A 17,973-nucleotide genomic window follows, 5' to 3' on the forward strand; every position below is an offset into this window, starting at 1 on the left:
GTCTACTGGCACACGTAATCACCCACACCTTCGACCGCGCCACCATCTGGCGATGGTCACAGTGGCGCCGCCGCCACCAATACCGGGCAAAACAAGCCCACTACCAGCGAAGACACTCCATATATAACGAAGTGCGGCTGGAGTACTAGATCGACATCGTCGAGCACCGGATTGCGAACGAGTCCCTCCAGGGGCAATTCGGGGTCGGGATTATGTGGCGAACTGCCTGGGTTTTGTGTGGTGCGGCCCGTTGTAGCAGTGTCGGACAGAATCAGCAAAGTGGCGGGTAATTCTTCGGCGCTTCGAACGACGTGACTGCGTCTCAGGAGTAAACTTCCGTTTGCTGGTTGGTGTCCAAACGGTGAACGCGACGGAGTGGCAATGAACATTTCCGAAGGCGCGGTGGACGTGATTACCTGGACGGCCGACGCGACGACGGCGGCAGCCGGGGCTGTGAGCGGGGCCGCCGTGAACGGCGTGATCGGCGGCATGCAGGGCGCCGCGGCCGGCGTGAAGAGCGGGCTGAGCAGAGGCAGTCACTCGACACCGGCGGCAGCGCTGACATTGGTGGCTATCGGCGCCGCGGGTCTGGTGGACTGGCCTGTGCTGCTGGGCGTCGGCGGCACCGCCCTGGTGGTCCGGCAGCTCAGTCAGCGGTCGGGCAGGGCTGCGTCCGATGCTGCCGGTCGTCCCGGACAACTCGAGGAAGGCGACCGAGCACCCCGCCAAGGCGATGAAGGCGTGACCCCCGCGCGCAAGAGCGCGGCGCGATCGCGGCGCGCTCCGAGCAAGCGTTAGCCGTCGCCGTGGACCTGAGCCGACTGATACGGACCTCCGTGTCGATGCCTTTGCGCGCCCTCGACACGGGTGTGCGGTCGGCTGCGGTCGTCACCGCCGCGGGCGTTGACCTCGCGACCTTGCCGGTGCGCACGAGGCCCGCCGGCCGTGTGGTCGAGGCGATCACCGAGGCCGCGACGGAACTGCTCGGCGGCAAGCCGGCCCGGCGCCGTTGGCGCGGCGACGACCGCTGCTGGATCGAAGTGCGTGGCCTCTCCGATCGCGAGCCGGACCATGATGTAGGTCCCGCGGTACTCGCCGCTCTCCGCGCGCATCGTGGCGTGGTCTCGGCGACCCTCAACTATCCGCTGTCGCGTGTCATTGCCGAGGTGGACGAAACGACAACCGTCGACGAGCTGTGCGGCGTCGTGACCGCTGCCGAAAATCGGCACCCCGATTCCGGTCACCCGCCGGTCGATCTGCCCGCTGACGGCATCGTGCTGGCTGGCAACATGGTCTCGGCGGCGATGAACGCCGCCGGGCTGGGTGTCGCGCTGGCCGGCCGGATTGTCGGTTTGCGGCGGCTGCCGGCAGGCCTCGACGCCGTTGTCGCGCTCGTCGATTACCAGCCGCGGCTGCGTCGCGCCGTCGAACAGCGCCTCGGCACCAACGCCGCGGATACCGCGATCGCGCTAGCCACTGCCGCCGCGCACACCGTCACCCGATCACCGGCGTCACTGGGCGTGGACTTGTTCGTCCACCTTGCGAAGGCCGCCGAGATCCGCGCCGCGGCCACCAGCTGGCAACGCCGCGAGCCCGGGCTTGCGGCGCACGCGACGTGCATCGACGGTGTCCGGCCCGGTGACCGACCAGGGCCGCTGCCGCCGGGACCGGTTGAGCGTCATGGGGACCGTAGCGCACTGGCGCAGGCGGCTGCCGCACCGGCGATCGGCATTCTCACCGCCGACCTCGACGCCGCCGCCACCGCCGTCATGGTCGCCGCGCCTAAAGCGTCCCGCACCAGCCGCGAGTCGTTCGCCGCGACACTCGCCCGCGGCCTGGCCGACCGGCACGGCGTGCTGCCGCTGCGGCCCGAGGTGTTCCGGCGCCTCGACCGGGTCGACGCTGTGGTGCTCGATCCTCGGGCATTGTGCTGCGACGAACTGCGAGTCGCGCGCATCCGCGATGTGCCTGAGCACGATCGGCCGATGGTATGGCAGTGGGCTCAGGACCAATTCGACTGCGGTGCACTGCAACCCGGGTGGCAGCCGGTGACACGGTCGCTATCCGGCAAGGACGGGTACGGCGCTGTGCTGGTGCGCTTCGCGCATCATCCACTGGCGTCGGCGGTGCTCGGCGAAGTGCGCAGCAGCGGCGCCGAGCTGGTGTCGGTCGACGTCGACACGCTCGACGACCTGCGCTCGTCGTTCGACGACCTCGATCCGATGAACGGGTCCCTCGACGAGGCGCTCGCTCGCACGGTGCACCGGTTGCAGCGGGAAGGCCGCACGGTGGCGATGGTGTCGAGTGCCGCGGCACAGGCACTGGCAGACGCAGATGTCTCGATCGGTATCGCCGCGGACAGGTCGCCGCCGTGGCACGCCGACGTGCTCGTCGACGACTTGGACAGTGTATGGCGGATCGCGCACGCGCTACCTGCGGCCCGTCGAGCCAGTGAACGCGGCGTCGAAATCGCCACCGGCGCTTCCCTTTTAGGAACGCTGCTGATGATTCCCGGGGTGCGTGGCCGCGGCTCGGGTCCGGTCACCGCCGGGGCCGCCGCCGGCGCGTTGACGGGATACCGGCTCGCCATCGGAGCGCTCAGGGCGCCACTGCCGCCCGCCGCGAGCGTGCACGAGTGGCACGCCATGTCCGTAGAACAGGTGGGTCGTGTGTTGCCGCAGCAACCGGCACCGTGCAAGCCGTCGCGGCTGGAATCTGCCGCCCGCCCCGCGCGCTCGGTCGTAGATCCGGTGCGCCGGGCGGTGTGGGATCTCGCCGGCGCGATGCGCGACGAGCTGTCCGACCCGTTGATCCCGGTGCTGGCGGTGGGATCGGCGGCCAGCGCGGTGCTGGGCTCGCCCGTCGACGCGATCCTGGTCGGGTCGGTGCTCGCCGGGAACGCGGCCCTGGCGGCGACCCAGCGGATCCGGGCCGAACGGCTGTTGCGGCGACTGCTGGCCACACAGGACCCACCGGCCCGCAGGCTGGTCGGCGCCGATCGCTACGCGACGGTCGATGCCGCCGACTTGCGCCCCGGAGATGTCATCGAGGTGCGGCCCGGTGAAGTGGTGCCCGCCGACGCGCGGCTCACCCACGCGCTGGACGTGGAAGTCGACGAGTCGTCATTGACCGGGGAGTCGCTGCCGGTGCCCAAGCAGGTCGACGCCACACCGGCCGCGCCCGTCGCCGAGCGGGCTTGCTTGCTGTTCGCCACCACGACAGTGGTCGCGGGCACCGCGGTCGCGATCGTCACCGGCGTCGGTGCGCAGACGCAGGCGCGCCGTGCCGCCGCGACCCCGCACACAGATGGCTCGGCCGCCGGCCTTCAGACCCAGCTCAAAGATCTGACGAGCAAGTCGTGGCCGTTCAGCCTTGCCGGCGGGGGGCTGGTCACCGCTCTCGGGCTGCTGCGGCGCAGCGGTCTGCGACAGGCCGTCAGCAGCGGTGTGGCCGTCAGCGTGGCCGCCGTTCCGGAGGGGCTGCCGCTGGTCGCGACGCTGGCTCAACAGGCGTCGGCGCGGCGACTGACCCGCGCGGGCGCGCTGGTGCGCAGTCCGCGATCGGTCGAGGCGCTCGGGCGTGTCGACGTGGTGTGCTTCGACAAGACCGGGACGCTCAGCGAGAACCGGCTGCGGGTGACCACGGTGCACGCCGCGACCGGATTGTCCGACGACGATGTGCTTATCCACGCCGTCCGGGCCACGCCGCTCGCCAACGGCGAGCCTCACGAACACGCCACCGACCGCGCGGTCGCCGAGGCCGGGCGACACCTGGACCGCGGCGGGTCGGCGGCGCATCTGCCGTTCCGGTCGGGTCGCCCGTTCTCGGCATCCGTGCGCGGCGAACAGTTGTCGATCAAAGGGGCACCGGAGGTGGTGCTTGCGGCGTGCGGGGACGCGGACGAGGAGGTGCAGCGGCAGGTCCGCAAGATGGCCGCCGACGGACTGCGGGTGATTGCCATTGCCACACGGCAGCTTTCGGCGGCGCAGGCCCGATCGGCACGTGACGACACCGACGCCTTCGCCGAATTGTGCCGCGACGGACTGCAGTTCGCCGGATTGCTGGGCCTGTCGGATACGCCGCGCGCAGACGCGACCGAGGTGCTGGCCGAGCTGGCCGACCGCGATATCGGGGTGCGCCTGATCACCGGTGACCACCCCGTGACGTCCACCGCGATCGCGGCTGCCGTTGGCATGCCCGTCGATGACGATCAGGTGATCAGCGGGCCCGAATGGGAGGCGCTGTCCCGGCGCAAACAGGAGGAGGCGGTGCAGAGCCGACGGGTGTTCGCCCGGATGTCACCCGAGCACAAGGTGCAGATCGTCGAGACAATCGAGCGGCTGGGTCACGTGTGCGCCATGGTCGGCGACGGCTCCAACGACGCGGCGGCCATCCGCACCGCGACTGTCGGCATCGGCGTGGCCGCGCGCGGCAGCGACCCGGCCCGCATCGCGGCGGACGTGATGCTGCTCGACGGGCGGATCCGCTCACTGCTGGATGCCCTCGACGAGGGCCGGCAACTATGGCGGCGGGTGCAGTCGGCGGTGGCCGTGTTGCTCGGTGGCAACGCGGGCGAGGTGGCTTTTGCGATCGCAGGCACCGCGCTCACCGGCCGGGCGCCGCTGAGCACCCGCCAATTGCTGCTGGTCAACATTCTCACCGACGCGCTTCCGGCCGCGGCCCTTGCGGTGAGCCCTCCGCGGGCCGAGCTGCGTTATACCGGCCGGGGGCCAGATCGAGCCGCGTTGTGGCGGACGGTGGCGGTGCGCGGTGCGACGACCGCCTCCGCCGCGATGGCCGCGTGGGTGTTGGCGAGGTTCACGGGCCGACGGCGCCGCGCGTCGACGGTGGCGCTGGTGGCGCTGGTCGCGACGCAGTTGGGGCAGACGCTCATCGACTCGCACAGCCCACTGGTGGTCTGCACCGCGGCCGGCTCACTGTTGGTGCTCGGCGCGCTGATCAGTACGCCGGGAGTGAGCCAACTGCTCGGCAGTACGCCGCTGGGTCCGGTCGGCTGGTGTCAGGCGCTGTCGACGGCCGCCGTCGCGACCGCTGTCGCCGCCGTCGCTCCGCGTCTGTTCACCGCGGGCGATCAGCAAGGGGATGATCAGCCGACGATCTCGATAACGCCCAGCCGCCACAGCACCGCGTACAACTCACGCAACGGCACGGTCAGCACCTCTGTCAGCGCGCCCGTCAACGGATCCGAGCAGGCCCTTGCACCAGTTGTCATCACGCCAGACATCGTGCGGACGTCAGGCGTCGAATTCTCGAATACATTATGACCGGGAGGCAACAAATGGCCGACGAATTGCCTACCACTCACCGAAACGCCGTCGATCGGGTGCTGGCTGCGCAGGGTTTCGCGGTGGATCTTCCGATGGTCGGTCGAGTCCGCATCCCTCGGCCCGAGCAGTTGGCGTACTATGGTGCACTCGGCGCGCTGGCCGCGGCGGAGATCATCGAATGGCCCGTTGCGCTGGTCCTCGGGGCCGGTCATTGGTTGGCGCAGAATCAGCACAATCGCGTCGCCCACCAGATCGGCGAAGCCCTCGAAGAGGCTTAGCTGAACGGCGGGCGGCTGTCCGAGCCCCGCGGCGCCAGGCCAGCGGTCCGCCGCACCCTGGTTGGTGGTCGCAAGCGGTCAGTGACCGGTGCACCGGCCTGGTCGCTGTGCCAGATGGCGGCGGTGAGCGCGAGGATGCGGTTGTAGGACCCGGACGGTAACCCCCGGGCGATGGTGTGCCCGCTGTGGCGTTCCAGGTGCAGCTGGTCTTCGAGGGTCTGGTTGACCGATGCGATGGTTTGCCATCACACGCGCGGTCGGGCTCGTCCTTGCGGGTCGCATTGCGCGGTACGGCCCGACCATGTCACACGCGGGAAACCGGTGTCTGCCGACATCGTGTCCCCGCCAGGGTGGTTGTTCCTGACAGGTGTCGATCGGTTTCACTCGTTGGCAGTGAACTCCTGGACGACTTTCGCCAACGAAACGGAATCCTGCAGCATCGGCAGATGCCCGGTGGACAGCTCACGACGGAATCCGGAGCCGAGCTCGGCCGCGTGCCGGTATTGCATCGCGGCGGACAACTGTCGGTCCGCCGTGGTCACGACGTACCCGCTGCGCGCCGGGAACGTCCTGCTGGACACTTTGTCCCGATACAGGTGCTGGGATTCCGGCTCGAACTCCGCGGCAATGCGAGCGGTGTCGCCCTCGTCGAGGCCGGCGCACAGCACCGAGCGGATCGCCTTCTCGGGGGGACGAGTTCCCGCGACACGCATGACAAGGCCCACAAAGACACGCTGCGGCGCAGGTGATGCCGCAAGGAACGACGTTCCGGCGGCGGGGAACGACGCGGCGACCCCGAGCAGCCCGGCAACGCGCTCGGGCGCAGTCGCCACGATCTGACTTGCCACGACACCGCCGATCGAATGGGCCACGATCGTGAACGAGCCATCCGGCGCCTGCGCCAACACGGAGGACACACAGTCAGTAAGACGTGCGTCAACCCGCTTCGGATACGCCGCCACGACCGACTCGACGGGTAGGTCCGCTCGGACCCCGTCCCAGATCCAGGCCGGAAGACCTGCTCCACTGAGGAACAGGATCGGCGTCGAGGACAGATCCGGGTTCATTTCGTTCTCCTTGCGGGCGCGGGATGCGCTCGCAACAGTAAGCGAGGGGTCCGACACCGATCGGTCCAAGACCGTCCCTCACGACTCCCATGTCCGGTGACCACCCGGGCTCATCCACCAGAGCATCACCCAGCCCGCCAGTCGACTGCCGCGCCGACAGTACGGCTGAACCGGATACCCGAGCGGTCGCCAGGCACGGTCGGCGCATCGACCGACCGGAGATCGAGGACACTCCTGCGCCGCCCAACGTAAGTCTTGCGGGATAGTCCGGCGTGCTACTCGAGATTGGGAAACCCATCGACAGCACCGCGAGGATGTACATCGTGCACGAGAATGACCGAACCGAGGCGTACATGGCCGAGGACCGCAAGAACATGACGGAGCCGGCGCGCGTTTTTCTGGACAGATGGCTTGCCAGCATGGGAAGTGCGCTGGAGCAGTGGCGCCGTTTCTACCTGCCCGCAGACTTTCCGTTCGACTTCACGCTCGACTCCCTGGACGCGCTGGAACCGATCGTCCTCGCGCGCTATCCGGACCAGGCCGCCATCGACGTCGAGGACAATGCGGAGTTCACCACCGGCACGGTGCGATACATCGGTGAAGTCCTGTTGCGTGTCGCACCGGCGCGATGGGGCTACCAGGATCGTGGAGATAACGACGGCAACCCCTACAACCGCACTGCGGTCATCCGTTCCAACACTCCGGCGAGGTTCATGGTAGTTATGGCCCCGGAATTCCGCCTGCAGCTTCTGGTCCGGGATCGAGAACGCGGAATCCTGCGCAAACCCGCCGTCCGGCTGCTGGACGCCTGCGAGGAAGCCGGGCGCGCAGAAATGCCCGACACGGGTGGCGCAGGCGGCGCGGTCCCCGACTGGTGTGCATTCTTCACGCCTGATGAGTACAACAGGTTCGCCAGCGAGGTGGGCTCCGCCTCGAGTTGCTTCGGTGCCGAAGGCCAAGATATCGACGCCGGCTATGTCAGCTTGGCTGCGGGCGATCCGGATCCCGAAGTGCATGATTTCGACATCGTCGGACTGGCCGACCAGTGCCGAGCAAGCGACATCGAAGACTGGTCGGCTCTCTGCTTCGCCGCGATCGACGGTTACTCCACAGCACAGCCGCAACGAGACTGGCTCACCCGAGTCACTTTCACGCAAGTCGAGGATCGGCTGGAGCCGTGGCTCGCCGATGAGCCCGAGTTGTCGTTCGACGCCGAACCCGACTATCCCGATCAGCCCTTCTCGATCCGCCTCGAAGACGGCAGCTATCTCCACTTTCTCGCCACGGTCCCGGAACTGGAGGGAATTCCAGAAATCACGACGTTCGTTCCCAACTCCGCGGTACGGGCATGGGACATACCTGTTGAAAAGCTCGTGCAGTGGGGGATTCAACACACCTGAGCCGAGCCGGCACGCACAGATTGCCGCATCAGGCAACGTTTCGGTAGGTAATCGGATCGCCGAATATCGACGTCGATTGCGGTGCTGTGCTCGGCGTGGCTTCGGTAGCCGGAGTCATCCGCTGCCGCACGGACGCCCGCAGCACCTCGTCATCGGCGCCACTCGGCACCGCGAAAACACCGCCACTTTCCGCCGCGAGTCACGGATGCGGTCGGCCCCAGGTCACGTGCCTACGCTGCCCTGATCCAGCCGAGCGGGCAGGAGCGCGGCAATGGCGGTATCTGCGTCCGACGCGGAGCCGGACGCAGATACCTGTTCACGTCAGTCCGAAGCCGTATCGGCGGTCCGGCCGAGGTGGCGGGCGAAGAACCGAGCCGAGCTGTCGCGCTCGTATTCGGGCACCGGGTAGTGCCTGCCCGAGCGGGCGTGCAGTGTCTTCTCCTTCGAGGCAAAGGCGTCGAACAATGCGACCCCGGATGTGCGGTCGAATTCCTCGTCGTCCCACGGAATCCGGTACTCGACCGGGACGGTGATCTTTCCTGCCGCCTCGATCAGAGCGTCATGCACGAAAACCCCACCGAAGCTCACGGCAGCGATCCGGGATTCGACCGCCGTCAACATCAGCCCGGTCACGACACCCAACGACACGCCGCCGTAGCCGATCGGCGCTTCGACGCCGATCTCGGGCAGCGCCTGCAGGGCGTCCAGGGTCGCCTGCCATTCCGGCACCGCACGCTCCGCCAGCGACATGTTGTAGTCGATGACGATCGGGGCGATCGGCTCGCCTGCCGCCCGGGCCTGATGGATCGCCTCGGCCCACCGTTGATCCTGAAGGTTTCGCGGCCGGTCACCATGTCCGGGCGCGTCGATGGCGGCGACGGTGAATCCATGGGTGGTCACGCTGTGGAGTGCACTGGCTACCAGCCCCGGCGCCTTCTTGTGCATGCCGCCGCTGTGGCCCGCCAGCAGCAGTGGTGAGTCGACGGTTCCGGATGTGGGCGACCAGAGCACGCCGGTGATCTCATCCAGAATGAAATTACGTTCGATGACACCGTTCGACGATGTCTCAGAGGTGAAATGCATGGTGTTGCCTTTCGGGATTGCCTTGTTCAGGCGCTCCCGGCGACACCTACGTCTATCGCCCGACCGTGCACACGAGTGGGAGCACCCACATGGTTACTACGTTCATGGGTCTCACCTCCTCGCGTGATGTCACGGTCTCGCGCACGCTATCAATCTGAACCGAATCCCGTCCAATCTATTTTCCTGCCCACCGACCCGACCGGCTGCCACTGAGCGCGCGGTTAAAGAAGGGTTGGAAGCGATTGTCTGCGAGACATCCTGCGCAGCAAGGTGTTTCCCGAGCCCGATGCGTAATCCATGCCGTGTACAGGCTGGCACGGGGAGAGCGAGAAACGCTCGGTCGAGATAGCGGCCCGGCATCTACCAGATCTACGGTGAAGGCCGCGCAGGGTATGAAGACGCTCGGGGCCGTCCTGATGGCTGCGACGGTGACGTCAAAATCAGCTGATAACAAGATCTTCCGTGCGTTGTGGTGTCAAATTTCCGGTCGGTTGTCCGGCCTTCCTGCAATACTGGCGAGGCGACCGGGTAATCATCAACGAGCGGCTCTATTTTCAACCTTTAGGCAGCCGAATACCGCAGCGCAAAACAACTTCCGGCCCGATCGGGGCCGGATTCGAATTCGACCGTGATTTCCTTCGCGGGGGCGGGTGACTCGTTCAGCGGGTCGGCTGCCGGGTTCCGCGAGCTCGGATGTGATTGCTTTCCCCGCTCGTCTGGTTGGTTTATGCTGGTCAGCCTGGTTGCAGTCGGGTGAGCGCTGCGGAGAGCCCGAGGCTGGAGGCGGGCAGGCACTGCGACCGAATCGTGGGGTGGCCGACTATTGCGGCGACCGTGCGGCGGAGTCGTATACTCGCATTATGGCCGGTGAACCGTCCTCCACGGAATTCCTTGTGGCGCCGATTCTTGTGGTGCATACGAGGGAACGCGTCTATCGGCTACGCGCTGGGGGCGCATATAATGTGGGCCGAGATCCGACGGCCGATATTGTTGTGACAGATCCGCGTGTATCTTCGTTGCACGCTGTTCTGGAGCGGGGTGCGGACGGTTGGGAAATCGATGACGTCGGCAGCCTCAACGGCACCTTTTTCGCCGGCCACCGTGTCGACCGGATGGTGATCGACCGAGACGAGACGTTCCAGCTCGGGCACGCCGTGGACGGGGAGCAGCTGGCCTGCTCGGTGGAAGCACCATCTGCCCGCGATGTCGGTGGAGACACGATGGTCGTCCCCGATCCCGGCTACGACCTCGACGATGAAGCAACGGTCACGAAGTCCTTCCCAGGCCTGCCCCGGCAAGTTTCGCGACCGCCACATCCGGGGGGCCGTCCCAGCGGGGTCGTCCCGATCACATCGGACACGCTTCGGATCGGACGCGCCGCCGACAACGACGTTGTCGCGCTCGACCTCATGCTCTCCCGCCATCACGCCGAGCTGCACAAGATCGGCGCCGGCAGGTACCGGATCGTCGACCTCGGCAGCCACAACGGCACCTACGTAAACGGCTCCCGGGTCGACGCCGCGGACCTATCCGAGTCCGACTTGATCGGCATGGGGCACACTACGTTCCGGCTCGTCGGCGACGAGCTGCGCGAGTCCGTCGACACCGGTGACGTGTCGGTCTCGGTGCAGAACCTCACCGTGCGGACGCCTGAAGGCAAGGTGCTCCTCGACGGGCTGGGTTTCCCCATCGCGCAGCGTTCGCTCGTCGGGGTTATCGGGCCCAGTGGCGCGGGCAAGTCGACGTTACTCGGCGCCATCACCGGGTTGCGTCCGGCGACGGAGGGGACGGTCCGCTACGACGGACGCGACCTGTACACCAATTACGACGAACTCCGGCACCGGATCGGGCTGGTCCCGCAGGAGGACATCCTGCACAACCAGCTTCCGACGCGGCGCGCGCTGCTCTACGCGGCCGAACTGCGCTTCCCCGGCGACACGCGCAGCGAGGAGCGTGAGCAGCGGGTCGACGAGGTTCTCGAGGAACTCGGCTTGGCGCGGCACGCCGATACCCGGATCGATAGGCTCTCGGGCGGGCAGCGCAAACGCGTGAGCGTCGCACTGGAGTTGCTGACCAAACCGTCCCTGTTGTTTCTCGACGAACCGACCTCCGGCCTCGACCCGGGCCTGGACAAGACGGTCATGGAAATGCTGGCCGAACTGGCGCACGACGGGCGGACCGTCATCGTCGTTACGCACAGCGTGGCGAACCTGGATTACTGCGACCGCCTGCTCGTCTTGGTGCCCGGCGGTCGGCTGGCCTATTACGGGCCGCCGGCGGAGGGGCTGCAGCAGTTCGCACAACGCACTTGGGCTGAGGTGTTCCAGGCATTCGACCGCGAGGACGACCGCGACTGGGCCGGTGAGTTCCGGACTTCGCCACGCTTCGAGAACTATGTGGCGGTCGGACTGACCGACGATGTCGGCCCAGCGGAAGTGCACACACCGGCGCCGCCGCCCGCGCAGCAGTCCAAGCTCAGCCAGCTCAGTACGCTGTGCCGGCGATACCTGGCGGTGATTGCCTCGGACCGAAGTTATTTGGCGCTCCTCGGCGTGATGCCCCTGCTTCTGGGTGGCTTGATCGCTGCGGTGCCGTCGGGCCAGGGGTTCGCCGGGGTGCCGGGAACCAACACCGATGCCCCGACCAAGCTCATGATCTTGGCATTCGGTGCATGCTTCGTCGGCACCGGCAACGCGGTTCGCGAGATCGTCAAGGAGCAGACGATCTACCGCAGAGAACGCGCGGCAGGCCTGTCAGCGGGGGTCTATCTGATGTCGAAACTGCTGGTCCTGGGCGCGATCACGATCCTTCAGTCGGCGGTGTTGGTCCTGATCGGCACCATTGGTGTGAATATGCCGCCCAAGGGGATTTTCACGATGGTCGAGCTGGAGCTGATCCTGGCGATGGCGATGCTCGGCATCGCATCGCTGGCACTGGGCTTGCTGGTGTCGGTGTCGGTGAATACCTCGGAGAAGACGCTGCCGCTGCTGATCGTGTTGTCGATGGCACAACTGGTGCTTACGGGCGGGCTGGTGCGGCTCCCCGGCACACCCGTCCTGGAGCAACTGTCCTATTTCTCGCCGTCCCGTTGGGGGTTCGGCGCGGGAGCCGCCACCCTCGACCTCGACACCCTCTCACCGCATACGGGCGCGCCCGACCCGCTGTGGGAACACACCCTCGGTGCGTGGCTGTTCGACATGGGAGCCGTCGCTGTCCTAGGAGCCGCCTTCCTGGTGTTGGCCTGGTACCGCCTGTACCAGCTGCGTCCACGGCGCCGCGGCGCTCGTCGCGCGAGGCTTTGACGCCCGGCAGCTGAACAAGCGGCTCGTCGGCTGGCTGGTTTCCGGCAGGTCCAGGCTAGAGCAGTGTCTGCGCCAAAAACCCGTCGATCATGGTGCGAGAACGCGCATCGGCCGTCGCCGAGTAGACAAGGCGTGCCGTCGGATCGGTGCCCGCCTCCGGGTTGTAGAACGCGTGGTGCGCGCCGGTGTAGAGGACGATCGTGGCGTCGTTGCCCGCGTCGTCCATCTCCTCCGACAAGGCCTGGACCATGTCCATCGGGCACACGACATCCCGCGTACCGTGCAGGGCCAGGACGGGCACCGGCACGCTTGTCGGCGCTCCTGGCTCGGCCGGCTTCAGCAACGCCGAGCACAGCACGACGCCGGCCACGGAGGCACCACTTCGCGCGAAGTCGAGGCTGACCATGCCACCGATGCTGTAACCGATCAGGACGACCGGCGCCGATTCGCCCGCCTCCCGTCGAAACGCCTCGAGGCAGCTTGCCATCCGGGACACGCCGCTGACCCGATCATCGATCAGGCCGGTGATCAGCGGACCCGCCTGCGACTCTTCCGTCGCGTACAAGCCGCCACCGTAGAGATCCACCACAGCGACGTCGAAGCCGTCGTCAGCAAGCCGGGCCGCCTCTTGGCGCACGAACGGGCTGAGTCCGCGCCAGTCCGGCACGAGCATGATCCCTCCACGTACGCGCGTTCCGGGCACGTGAGGTACGAAGACACCGGCGAATGCCGTGCCGCGGTCCTGGTAGGCCAACGTCCGGTCCGGGTGCGCAGGGGTGGTGACGCCATGAGTCATGTCGACTCTCCTCATACCTCGATCAGGTGGAACCGGCGGCATCGGGAAACACACACCGAAGCCTAGGGCGCAACATCCATGTCGCATTCAGTACTGAATATGTCGTTTCCGACCATAGTTCGATCGGCGTGCGGGATCTACCGTGATTCACAACAACGGCAACCCCTTTCGGAGACATCGTGGCGATGGCCAACACCAACGGCGTCGACCACGCCCACCTCACGGTGACCGACGTCGAGGGTTCCCGCGCCCTATGACTTCCGACGCGTGTGACACCAGGCACGCGCCTGCGTTCCACCGATCACCCTGGCCGAATTCCTGTTCCATCGTTCGGAGGCACGTCTATGACCGCAGCACAGTCCCCAACGTCCGCGCCCCACACCACCGCGCCCGGAACCTGCCCGGTCCAGCACGGATCACCTGTCAATACCGACACCCCTCAGGTTTGTCTGCGTAGCCGGAAGTTCGCCGCTGATCCGCACAGCGGCTACCGTGACATGCGCAGTCGGTACGGCTCGCTGGCTCCGATGGAGCTGGCTCCGAATGTGCCCGCGACCTTGGTGATCGGATACCGCACCGCGTTGCGAATCCTCAACGATCCCGAGCACTTTCCGGCCGATCCACGCAGATGGCAGCAGAACATTCCCGACGACTCACCCATCAAGCCGATGATGGAGTGGCACCCGAATGCGCTGCGCAACAGCGGAGACGCGCATGCTCGCTATCGGCAGACGTACACCGCGAGCATCGACGGCATCGATCTGCACGCCTTTCATTCCACGGTCGAGAAGATCGCGATCCCGCTGATCAACAGCTTCTGTGCGGACGGTTCGGCGGACTTGGTGTCCCAGTATGCGTTTCCGCTCGTCTTCGAGGTCCTCAACCAGATGGTCGGCTGCTCGGCGGAACTGGGCCAGCGCGTCGCGACCGGCATGGCCGCGCTCTTCGATACCGTCGAGGCTGCGCGCGGTATGCAGATGCTCAGCGAGGCGCTGATGGAGTTGATTCAGCTGCGACGCGCGGAGCCCGCGGACGACGTCACGTCGCGGCTTGCGCATCATCCGGCCGACCTCGATGACACGGAGCTGCTTTCTCAGCTGATCAGCTTTTACGGTGCGGGTATCGAGCCGCAGCAGAATCTGATCACCAACACCCTGTTGCTGATGCTCACCGACGACCGGTTCGGAGGCGATGTGCTCGGTGGGAGCCTGTCGACCCGTGACGCGCTCGATGAGGTGCTGTTCAACGACCCGCCGTTGGCCAATTTTTGCGCAACGTACCCACGGCAACCCATGCTGATCGACAACACCTGGTTGCCTGCGCACCAGCCGGTGCTCATCAGTCTCGCCGGATGCAACAACGACCCCGAGATCCGTGGTGGGGACCGCACCGGTAATCGCTCGCATCTGGCGTGGAGCGCCGGACCGCATGCCTGCCCGGCCAAGTCCGTGGCGTACCTGGTCGTGCAGGATGCCATCGATCAGCTGCTCGACGCCCTCCCCGAGATGCGACTGGCTATGCGGCCTGAGGAACTGGTTTGGCGGCCGGGCCCCTTCCACCGGGCCATGGCGGCATTGCCGGTGGTATTCCCCGAGTCCCCTCCGTTGAACATCATGTAAGGAGCCCGTCCGATGGAGCATGGACCATCCGGTCACGATGACGGCGTCCCGGGCTCATCTGACCGCAGTCGGCGATCAGACGGGCCACCGAGACCGTTCCTCGGCAATGCGCGCGATGTCGGTGGGTGTGCCGCCCATGATGGTGGCGGCGTGCTCGGTGATCAGCTCGATCGGCCAGTCCCACCATCGGGCTTGCAGCAGCAGTTCGACGTCTTCCGGCTCGAAGCGGGTGCGGATGGGGCGGGCCGGGTTGCCCGCGACGATCGCGTAGGGCGCAACGTCTTTGGTGACAACCGAATGCGCGGCGACGATCGCGCCGTCGCCGAGGGTGGCGCCGGGCATGATCGCCGCTTCGCGGCCGATCCAGACATCGTTGCCCACGACGGTGTTCGGCACCGGCGGAATGGACAGGAAGGTGTCGAGGGTGTTTTCTGCCCAAGCGCCGCCGAACATGGTGAAGGGATAGGTCGAGGGGCCGATCATGGGGTGGTTGCCCGCGGGCATGAGGAATGTCGCCCGTGGACCGATCGCGCAGAACCGGCCGATGATCAGGCGTTGCGGGCCGTAGTTGTAGAGAACGTTCGCCGTCTGGAACGGGACGCCGGATCCCTCGTCATCGAAGTAGGTGTAGTCACCGACCTCGATGAACTCGGAATCGACGTGGTTGGCGAGAAAGACCACGTTGGTCAGATCGGGACGAGTCGAGGGGTGCGGCTGGCGAGGGTCCGGTACCGACATGCCGCCCATTATTCTGACCGCCCCTGCACTGCGGGCGCGAACGGGTGGACGCGTTCGGCGGCTGAGGACGCAACCCGTGGTAAGAGGTGTTTTGCAGACGGTCGAATCCGCGACCGCTGTCGTCGGTCCCCGCGGTGCGTATCCCCGGCGGAACTCACATGTCGAAGACGCGGTCCGGTCACAGGCGAGGTGCGCTGTGGGCGGCGAGTGCGGATTCGAGTTGTCCGCCGCATACGAGCTCCAGCCGACGGGGCCATGGGTGTTCGCCCATCGTGCCAGGACCCGTGAAATAGAACGTGGAACAGCCCGGGCCGTGGTTGCGGTCATGCGGGTTGAATCCGCCGCCGTCGGGGACCATACCCGCCGACTCCGCGAGTTCACGCCGCATCGTCAGATAGGTGCTCGAGTCCAAGCCCTTGACGGCAAAGGCGAAGTGGGTCTCCCGGTTGTGACGCCGTTCGTCCTCGCGCGCCCACGGGTGGGCGGCCGGCGCGACGGGGAAGAAGATCTCGATCCGCTGCTCACGGCCGGTGCTGCCCGGGTCTCGGCGTCGGGCGTGCACGATGTGAATGCGATAGCTGTCCGAGTCGAGGCCGTAGCGAGTGCAGACCCGTCGCTGGACGACGACGCTCGGCACCGTCGTGCCCAGCCGGAAACCCGCGGTTGCGAGGTGCTTGCGCATGGCCTCGACATCGGCCGGAAACAAGAACACCGCACCATGATCGAAAACACATCGATCCCACAGAGGACTCCGCGACTCGTCCCGGCGATCCAGTGCCAACAAGGTCGAAAGAATGACCCGCGGAGAAATGGACGCGATGTACTCGACCAACCGGGCCAGTCTGGCGCTGTCCGTCGCATCGAGGCCGTCGGCCCCTACGGCGGCTGCTTCGACACTATCGATACCTGATAGTTCCATCCTGCGGGGCCCTGTCCGGTGAAGCAATTCCAGCGCGGCGCAGCGTGGAGAACTGGTTCGGAAATCTGCCAAGGCGAAGTATTCCTGGTGTGACCGACTCCCGCAACGCGAAGGTAACCCCCCGATGACGTTGCGCGGCGGAGCAGCTGAGTGAGCGGACAACGCAGTTCCTCCGCTACATCTGTGCGTCACAGAAGGCTTGGTCAGCGCCCGGGTGCGCGCTATGGCAAGATCCGTCAGTGGAATGGTCGATCGGAGTGGAATTCGCTGCTCACGAAAGTGTTCCACGCTTCGTTGAATCAGCCGCACGGCCGATCAGAGACTCATCAGGAACGGCTATGACCAATGGCAAGTTGCTCGAGCGAGTGCGGGACCTCGTCCCGAACATCAGGGAGCGGGCAACGAATACCGAGCGGCAGCGGCGGCTGCCGGAGCACACGATCCGCGAACTGACCGACGCAGGCGTTTTCCGAATGTTGCAGCCCCGCCGTTTCGGCGGCGACGAGTCATCGCCGGTGGAGTTCTTCGAAGTCATTCGCGCTATCGCGGCGGCCTGCCCGTCGACGGGGTGGGTCGCCTCGGTTTTCGGTACGCATGCATGGCAGCTGGCACTGTTCCCGCTGGAAGCCCAGCATGACGTTTGGAGCGATAACCCCGACGCCTTGGTGTCGACCTCCTATGTGCCTGCGGGGACGTTGACACCTGTCGACGGAGGCTTCGAACTGTCGGGCCGATGGGGATTCTCGTCCGGCTGTGATCATGCCGACTGGGTCATGGTGGGTGCGTCGGCGCCTGGCGTCGACGGTGCACCAGGTGTCCATCTGACGTTGCTGGTGCCTCGCGGCGACTATCGGATCGACGATGTGTGGCATGCGGTGGGTCTGTCGGGAACGGGCAGCCATGACATTGTGATCGACAAGGCGTTCGTGCCCGTCCACCGGACCCACGATGCGGAACTTCACAATGCGGAACTCGGCGGCGTGCCGGCCGATGTCAACGCCCTGTATCGGCTTCCGTTCACCAGTATCTTGCCGAGCGGCGTCGCCGCGCCGGTCATCGGCGCCGCGCAGGGCGCCTACGAGGCGTACCTGGAGCGAATGCGGGAGCGTGCCACCGCCACCGACCCGTTTACCCATGTGCACATCGCCCGGGCCGCGTCGGAGATCGACGCCGCGATCCTGCAAATGGATCGCAACCTGTCCGAGGAACTGCGTTATGCCGAAGCGGGCGAGGACATTCCGATTGAACTGCGATTGCGCGCCCGCCGTGATCAGGTACGCGGCACCGAGCGCGCGGTAGAAGCGATCGAACTGCTCTTCAGGATTTCCGGTGGCCGGGGGGCACGCACTCCCAATGTGGTGGAACGCCATTGGCGCGATGCGCATGCGGGGAGTCTGCATCTTGCCAATGCTGCCGAGCGGGCGTTGGCGAACTTCGGACGAGGCGAACTCGAGTTGCCGGTGGAAGATCGGATCCTCTGAGC

The 17,973-nt window shown here is 66.5% G+C and carries 12 protein-coding genes and 2 pseudogenes; 7 read left to right on the plus strand and 7 right to left on the minus strand.

Annotated elements, in window-relative coordinates:
• Positions 1 to 381 precede the first annotated feature (381 nt).
• Positions 382 to 798: a hypothetical protein gene (locus AB4Z47_RS14945; RefSeq protein ID WP_441951249.1), complete on the plus strand. Its 417-nt coding sequence runs from the start codon at positions 382 to 384 to the stop codon at positions 796 to 798.
• Between the two features lie 44 nt (positions 799 to 842).
• Positions 843 to 5,084 (plus strand): annotated as a pseudogene (locus AB4Z47_RS14950) (HAD-IC family P-type ATPase); the annotation flags it as partial.
• 23 nt (positions 5,085 to 5,107) lie between these two features.
• Here AB4Z47_RS14950 and AB4Z47_RS14955 read toward each other — a convergent pair.
• Positions 5,108 to 5,245: an Rv1535 domain-containing protein gene (locus AB4Z47_RS14955; RefSeq protein WP_441951399.1), complete on the minus strand. Its 138-nt coding sequence runs from the start codon at positions 5,243 to 5,245 to the stop codon at positions 5,108 to 5,110.
• Between the two features lie 54 nt (positions 5,246 to 5,299).
• On the opposite strand from AB4Z47_RS14955, the gene AB4Z47_RS14960 reads away from it, so the two are divergent.
• Entirely contained in the window at positions 5,300 to 5,566 is a 267-nt protein-coding gene (locus tag AB4Z47_RS14960) for a hypothetical protein (RefSeq protein ID WP_441951251.1), read from the plus strand.
• 64 nt (positions 5,567 to 5,630) lie between these two features.
• Here the strand turns inward: AB4Z47_RS14960 and AB4Z47_RS14965 are convergent.
• Together AB4Z47_RS14965 and AB4Z47_RS14970 are read right to left on the minus strand one after the other, a co-directional pair.
• Positions 5,631 to 5,808: pseudogene (locus AB4Z47_RS14965) on the minus strand (IS982 family transposase); the annotation flags it as partial.
• Between the two features lie 138 nt (positions 5,809 to 5,946).
• The gene (locus tag AB4Z47_RS14970) at positions 5,947 to 6,633 is read right to left on the minus strand and encodes an alpha/beta fold hydrolase (RefSeq protein WP_441951253.1); all 687 of its coding nucleotides are present in this window, start codon (positions 6,631 to 6,633) and stop codon (positions 5,947 to 5,949) included.
• A gap of 323 nt (positions 6,634 to 6,956) precedes the next feature.
• Between AB4Z47_RS14970 and AB4Z47_RS14975 the strand changes: the two genes are divergently transcribed.
• Complete coding sequence (locus AB4Z47_RS14975; RefSeq protein ID WP_441951255.1) at positions 6,957 to 8,033, plus strand: hypothetical protein; 1,077 nt, start codon at positions 6,957 to 6,959, stop codon at positions 8,031 to 8,033.
• Between the two features lie 321 nt (positions 8,034 to 8,354).
• Here the strand turns inward: AB4Z47_RS14975 and AB4Z47_RS14980 are convergent, their stop codons facing one another.
• On the minus strand, positions 8,355 to 9,116 hold the full coding sequence (locus tag AB4Z47_RS14980; RefSeq protein WP_441951257.1) for an alpha/beta hydrolase: 762 nt from the start codon (positions 9,114 to 9,116) through the stop codon (positions 8,355 to 8,357).
• A gap of 860 nt (positions 9,117 to 9,976) precedes the next feature.
• On the opposite strand from AB4Z47_RS14980, the gene AB4Z47_RS14985 reads away from it, so the two are divergent.
• Positions 9,977 to 12,418, plus strand: a complete 2,442-nt coding sequence (locus AB4Z47_RS14985; protein ID WP_441951258.1) for an FHA domain-containing protein — start codon at positions 9,977 to 9,979, stop codon at positions 12,416 to 12,418.
• A gap of 55 nt (positions 12,419 to 12,473) precedes the next feature.
• Here the strand turns inward: AB4Z47_RS14985 and AB4Z47_RS14990 are convergent, their stop codons facing one another.
• Positions 12,474 to 13,214: a dienelactone hydrolase family protein gene (locus AB4Z47_RS14990; protein WP_441951260.1), complete on the minus strand. Its 741-nt coding sequence runs from the start codon at positions 13,212 to 13,214 to the stop codon at positions 12,474 to 12,476.
• 344 nt (positions 13,215 to 13,558) lie between these two features.
• Here AB4Z47_RS14990 and AB4Z47_RS14995 point away from each other — a divergent pair, with 344 nt between their 5' ends.
• The gene (locus AB4Z47_RS14995; protein WP_441951262.1) at positions 13,559 to 14,833 is read left to right on the plus strand and encodes a cytochrome P450; all 1,275 of its coding nucleotides are present in this window, start codon (positions 13,559 to 13,561) and stop codon (positions 14,831 to 14,833) included.
• A 75-nt stretch (positions 14,834 to 14,908) separates the two neighbouring features.
• Here the strand turns inward: AB4Z47_RS14995 and AB4Z47_RS15000 are convergent, their stop codons facing one another.
• Both AB4Z47_RS15000 and AB4Z47_RS15005 read right to left on the minus strand, forming a co-directional pair.
• Positions 14,909 to 15,571: a CatB-related O-acetyltransferase gene (locus tag AB4Z47_RS15000; RefSeq protein ID WP_441951264.1), complete on the minus strand. Its 663-nt coding sequence runs from the start codon at positions 15,569 to 15,571 to the stop codon at positions 14,909 to 14,911.
• Between the two features lie 178 nt (positions 15,572 to 15,749).
• A complete protein-coding gene (locus tag AB4Z47_RS15005; RefSeq protein WP_441951265.1) occupies positions 15,750 to 16,283 on the minus strand; it encodes a hypothetical protein in 534 nt (177 codons plus the stop codon).
• A 545-nt stretch (positions 16,284 to 16,828) separates the two neighbouring features.
• On the opposite strand from AB4Z47_RS15005, the gene hsaA reads away from it, so the two are divergent.
• Entirely contained in the window at positions 16,829 to 17,971 is a 1,143-nt protein-coding gene (hsaA, locus tag AB4Z47_RS15010; protein WP_441951267.1) for a 3-hydroxy-9,10-secoandrosta-1,3,5(10)-triene-9,17-dione monooxygenase oxygenase subunit, read from the plus strand.
• The last annotated feature ends 2 nt before the right edge of the window (positions 17,972 to 17,973 follow it).

This window comes from Nocardia sp. 2TAF39 (assembly GCF_052114905.1).
In the GTDB taxonomy this organism is placed as follows: Bacteria; Actinomycetota; Actinomycetes; order Mycobacteriales; family Mycobacteriaceae; genus Nocardia.

Bases quoted from the DNA above. Each gene is read 5' to 3' on its own strand.
- AB4Z47_RS14990 (WP_441951260.1), bottom strand. From the start codon at position 13,214: ATGACTCATGGCGTCACCACCCCTGCGCACCCGGACCGGACGTTGGCC.
- AB4Z47_RS14960 (WP_441951251.1), top strand. From the start codon at position 5,300: ATGGCCGACGAATTGCCTACCACTCACCGAAACGCCGTCGATCGGGTG.
- AB4Z47_RS14955 (WP_441951399.1), bottom strand. From the start codon at position 5,245: ATGTCTGGCGTGATGACAACTGGTGCAAGGGCCTGCTCGGATCCGTTG.
- AB4Z47_RS14945 (WP_441951249.1), top strand. From the start codon at position 382: ATGAACATTTCCGAAGGCGCGGTGGACGTGATTACCTGGACGGCCGAC.
- AB4Z47_RS15000 (WP_441951264.1), bottom strand. From the start codon at position 15,571: ATGTCGGTACCGGACCCTCGCCAGCCGCACCCCTCGACTCGTCCCGAT.
- hsaA (WP_441951267.1), top strand. From the start codon at position 16,829: ATGACCAATGGCAAGTTGCTCGAGCGAGTGCGGGACCTCGTCCCGAAC.
- AB4Z47_RS14995 (WP_441951262.1), top strand. From the start codon at position 13,559: ATGACCGCAGCACAGTCCCCAACGTCCGCGCCCCACACCACCGCGCCC.
- AB4Z47_RS14980 (WP_441951257.1), bottom strand. From the start codon at position 9,116: ATGCATTTCACCTCTGAGACATCGTCGAACGGTGTCATCGAACGTAAT.
- AB4Z47_RS14970 (WP_441951253.1), bottom strand. From the start codon at position 6,633: ATGAACCCGGATCTGTCCTCGACGCCGATCCTGTTCCTCAGTGGAGCA.
- AB4Z47_RS14985 (WP_441951258.1), top strand. From the start codon at position 9,977: ATGGCCGGTGAACCGTCCTCCACGGAATTCCTTGTGGCGCCGATTCTT.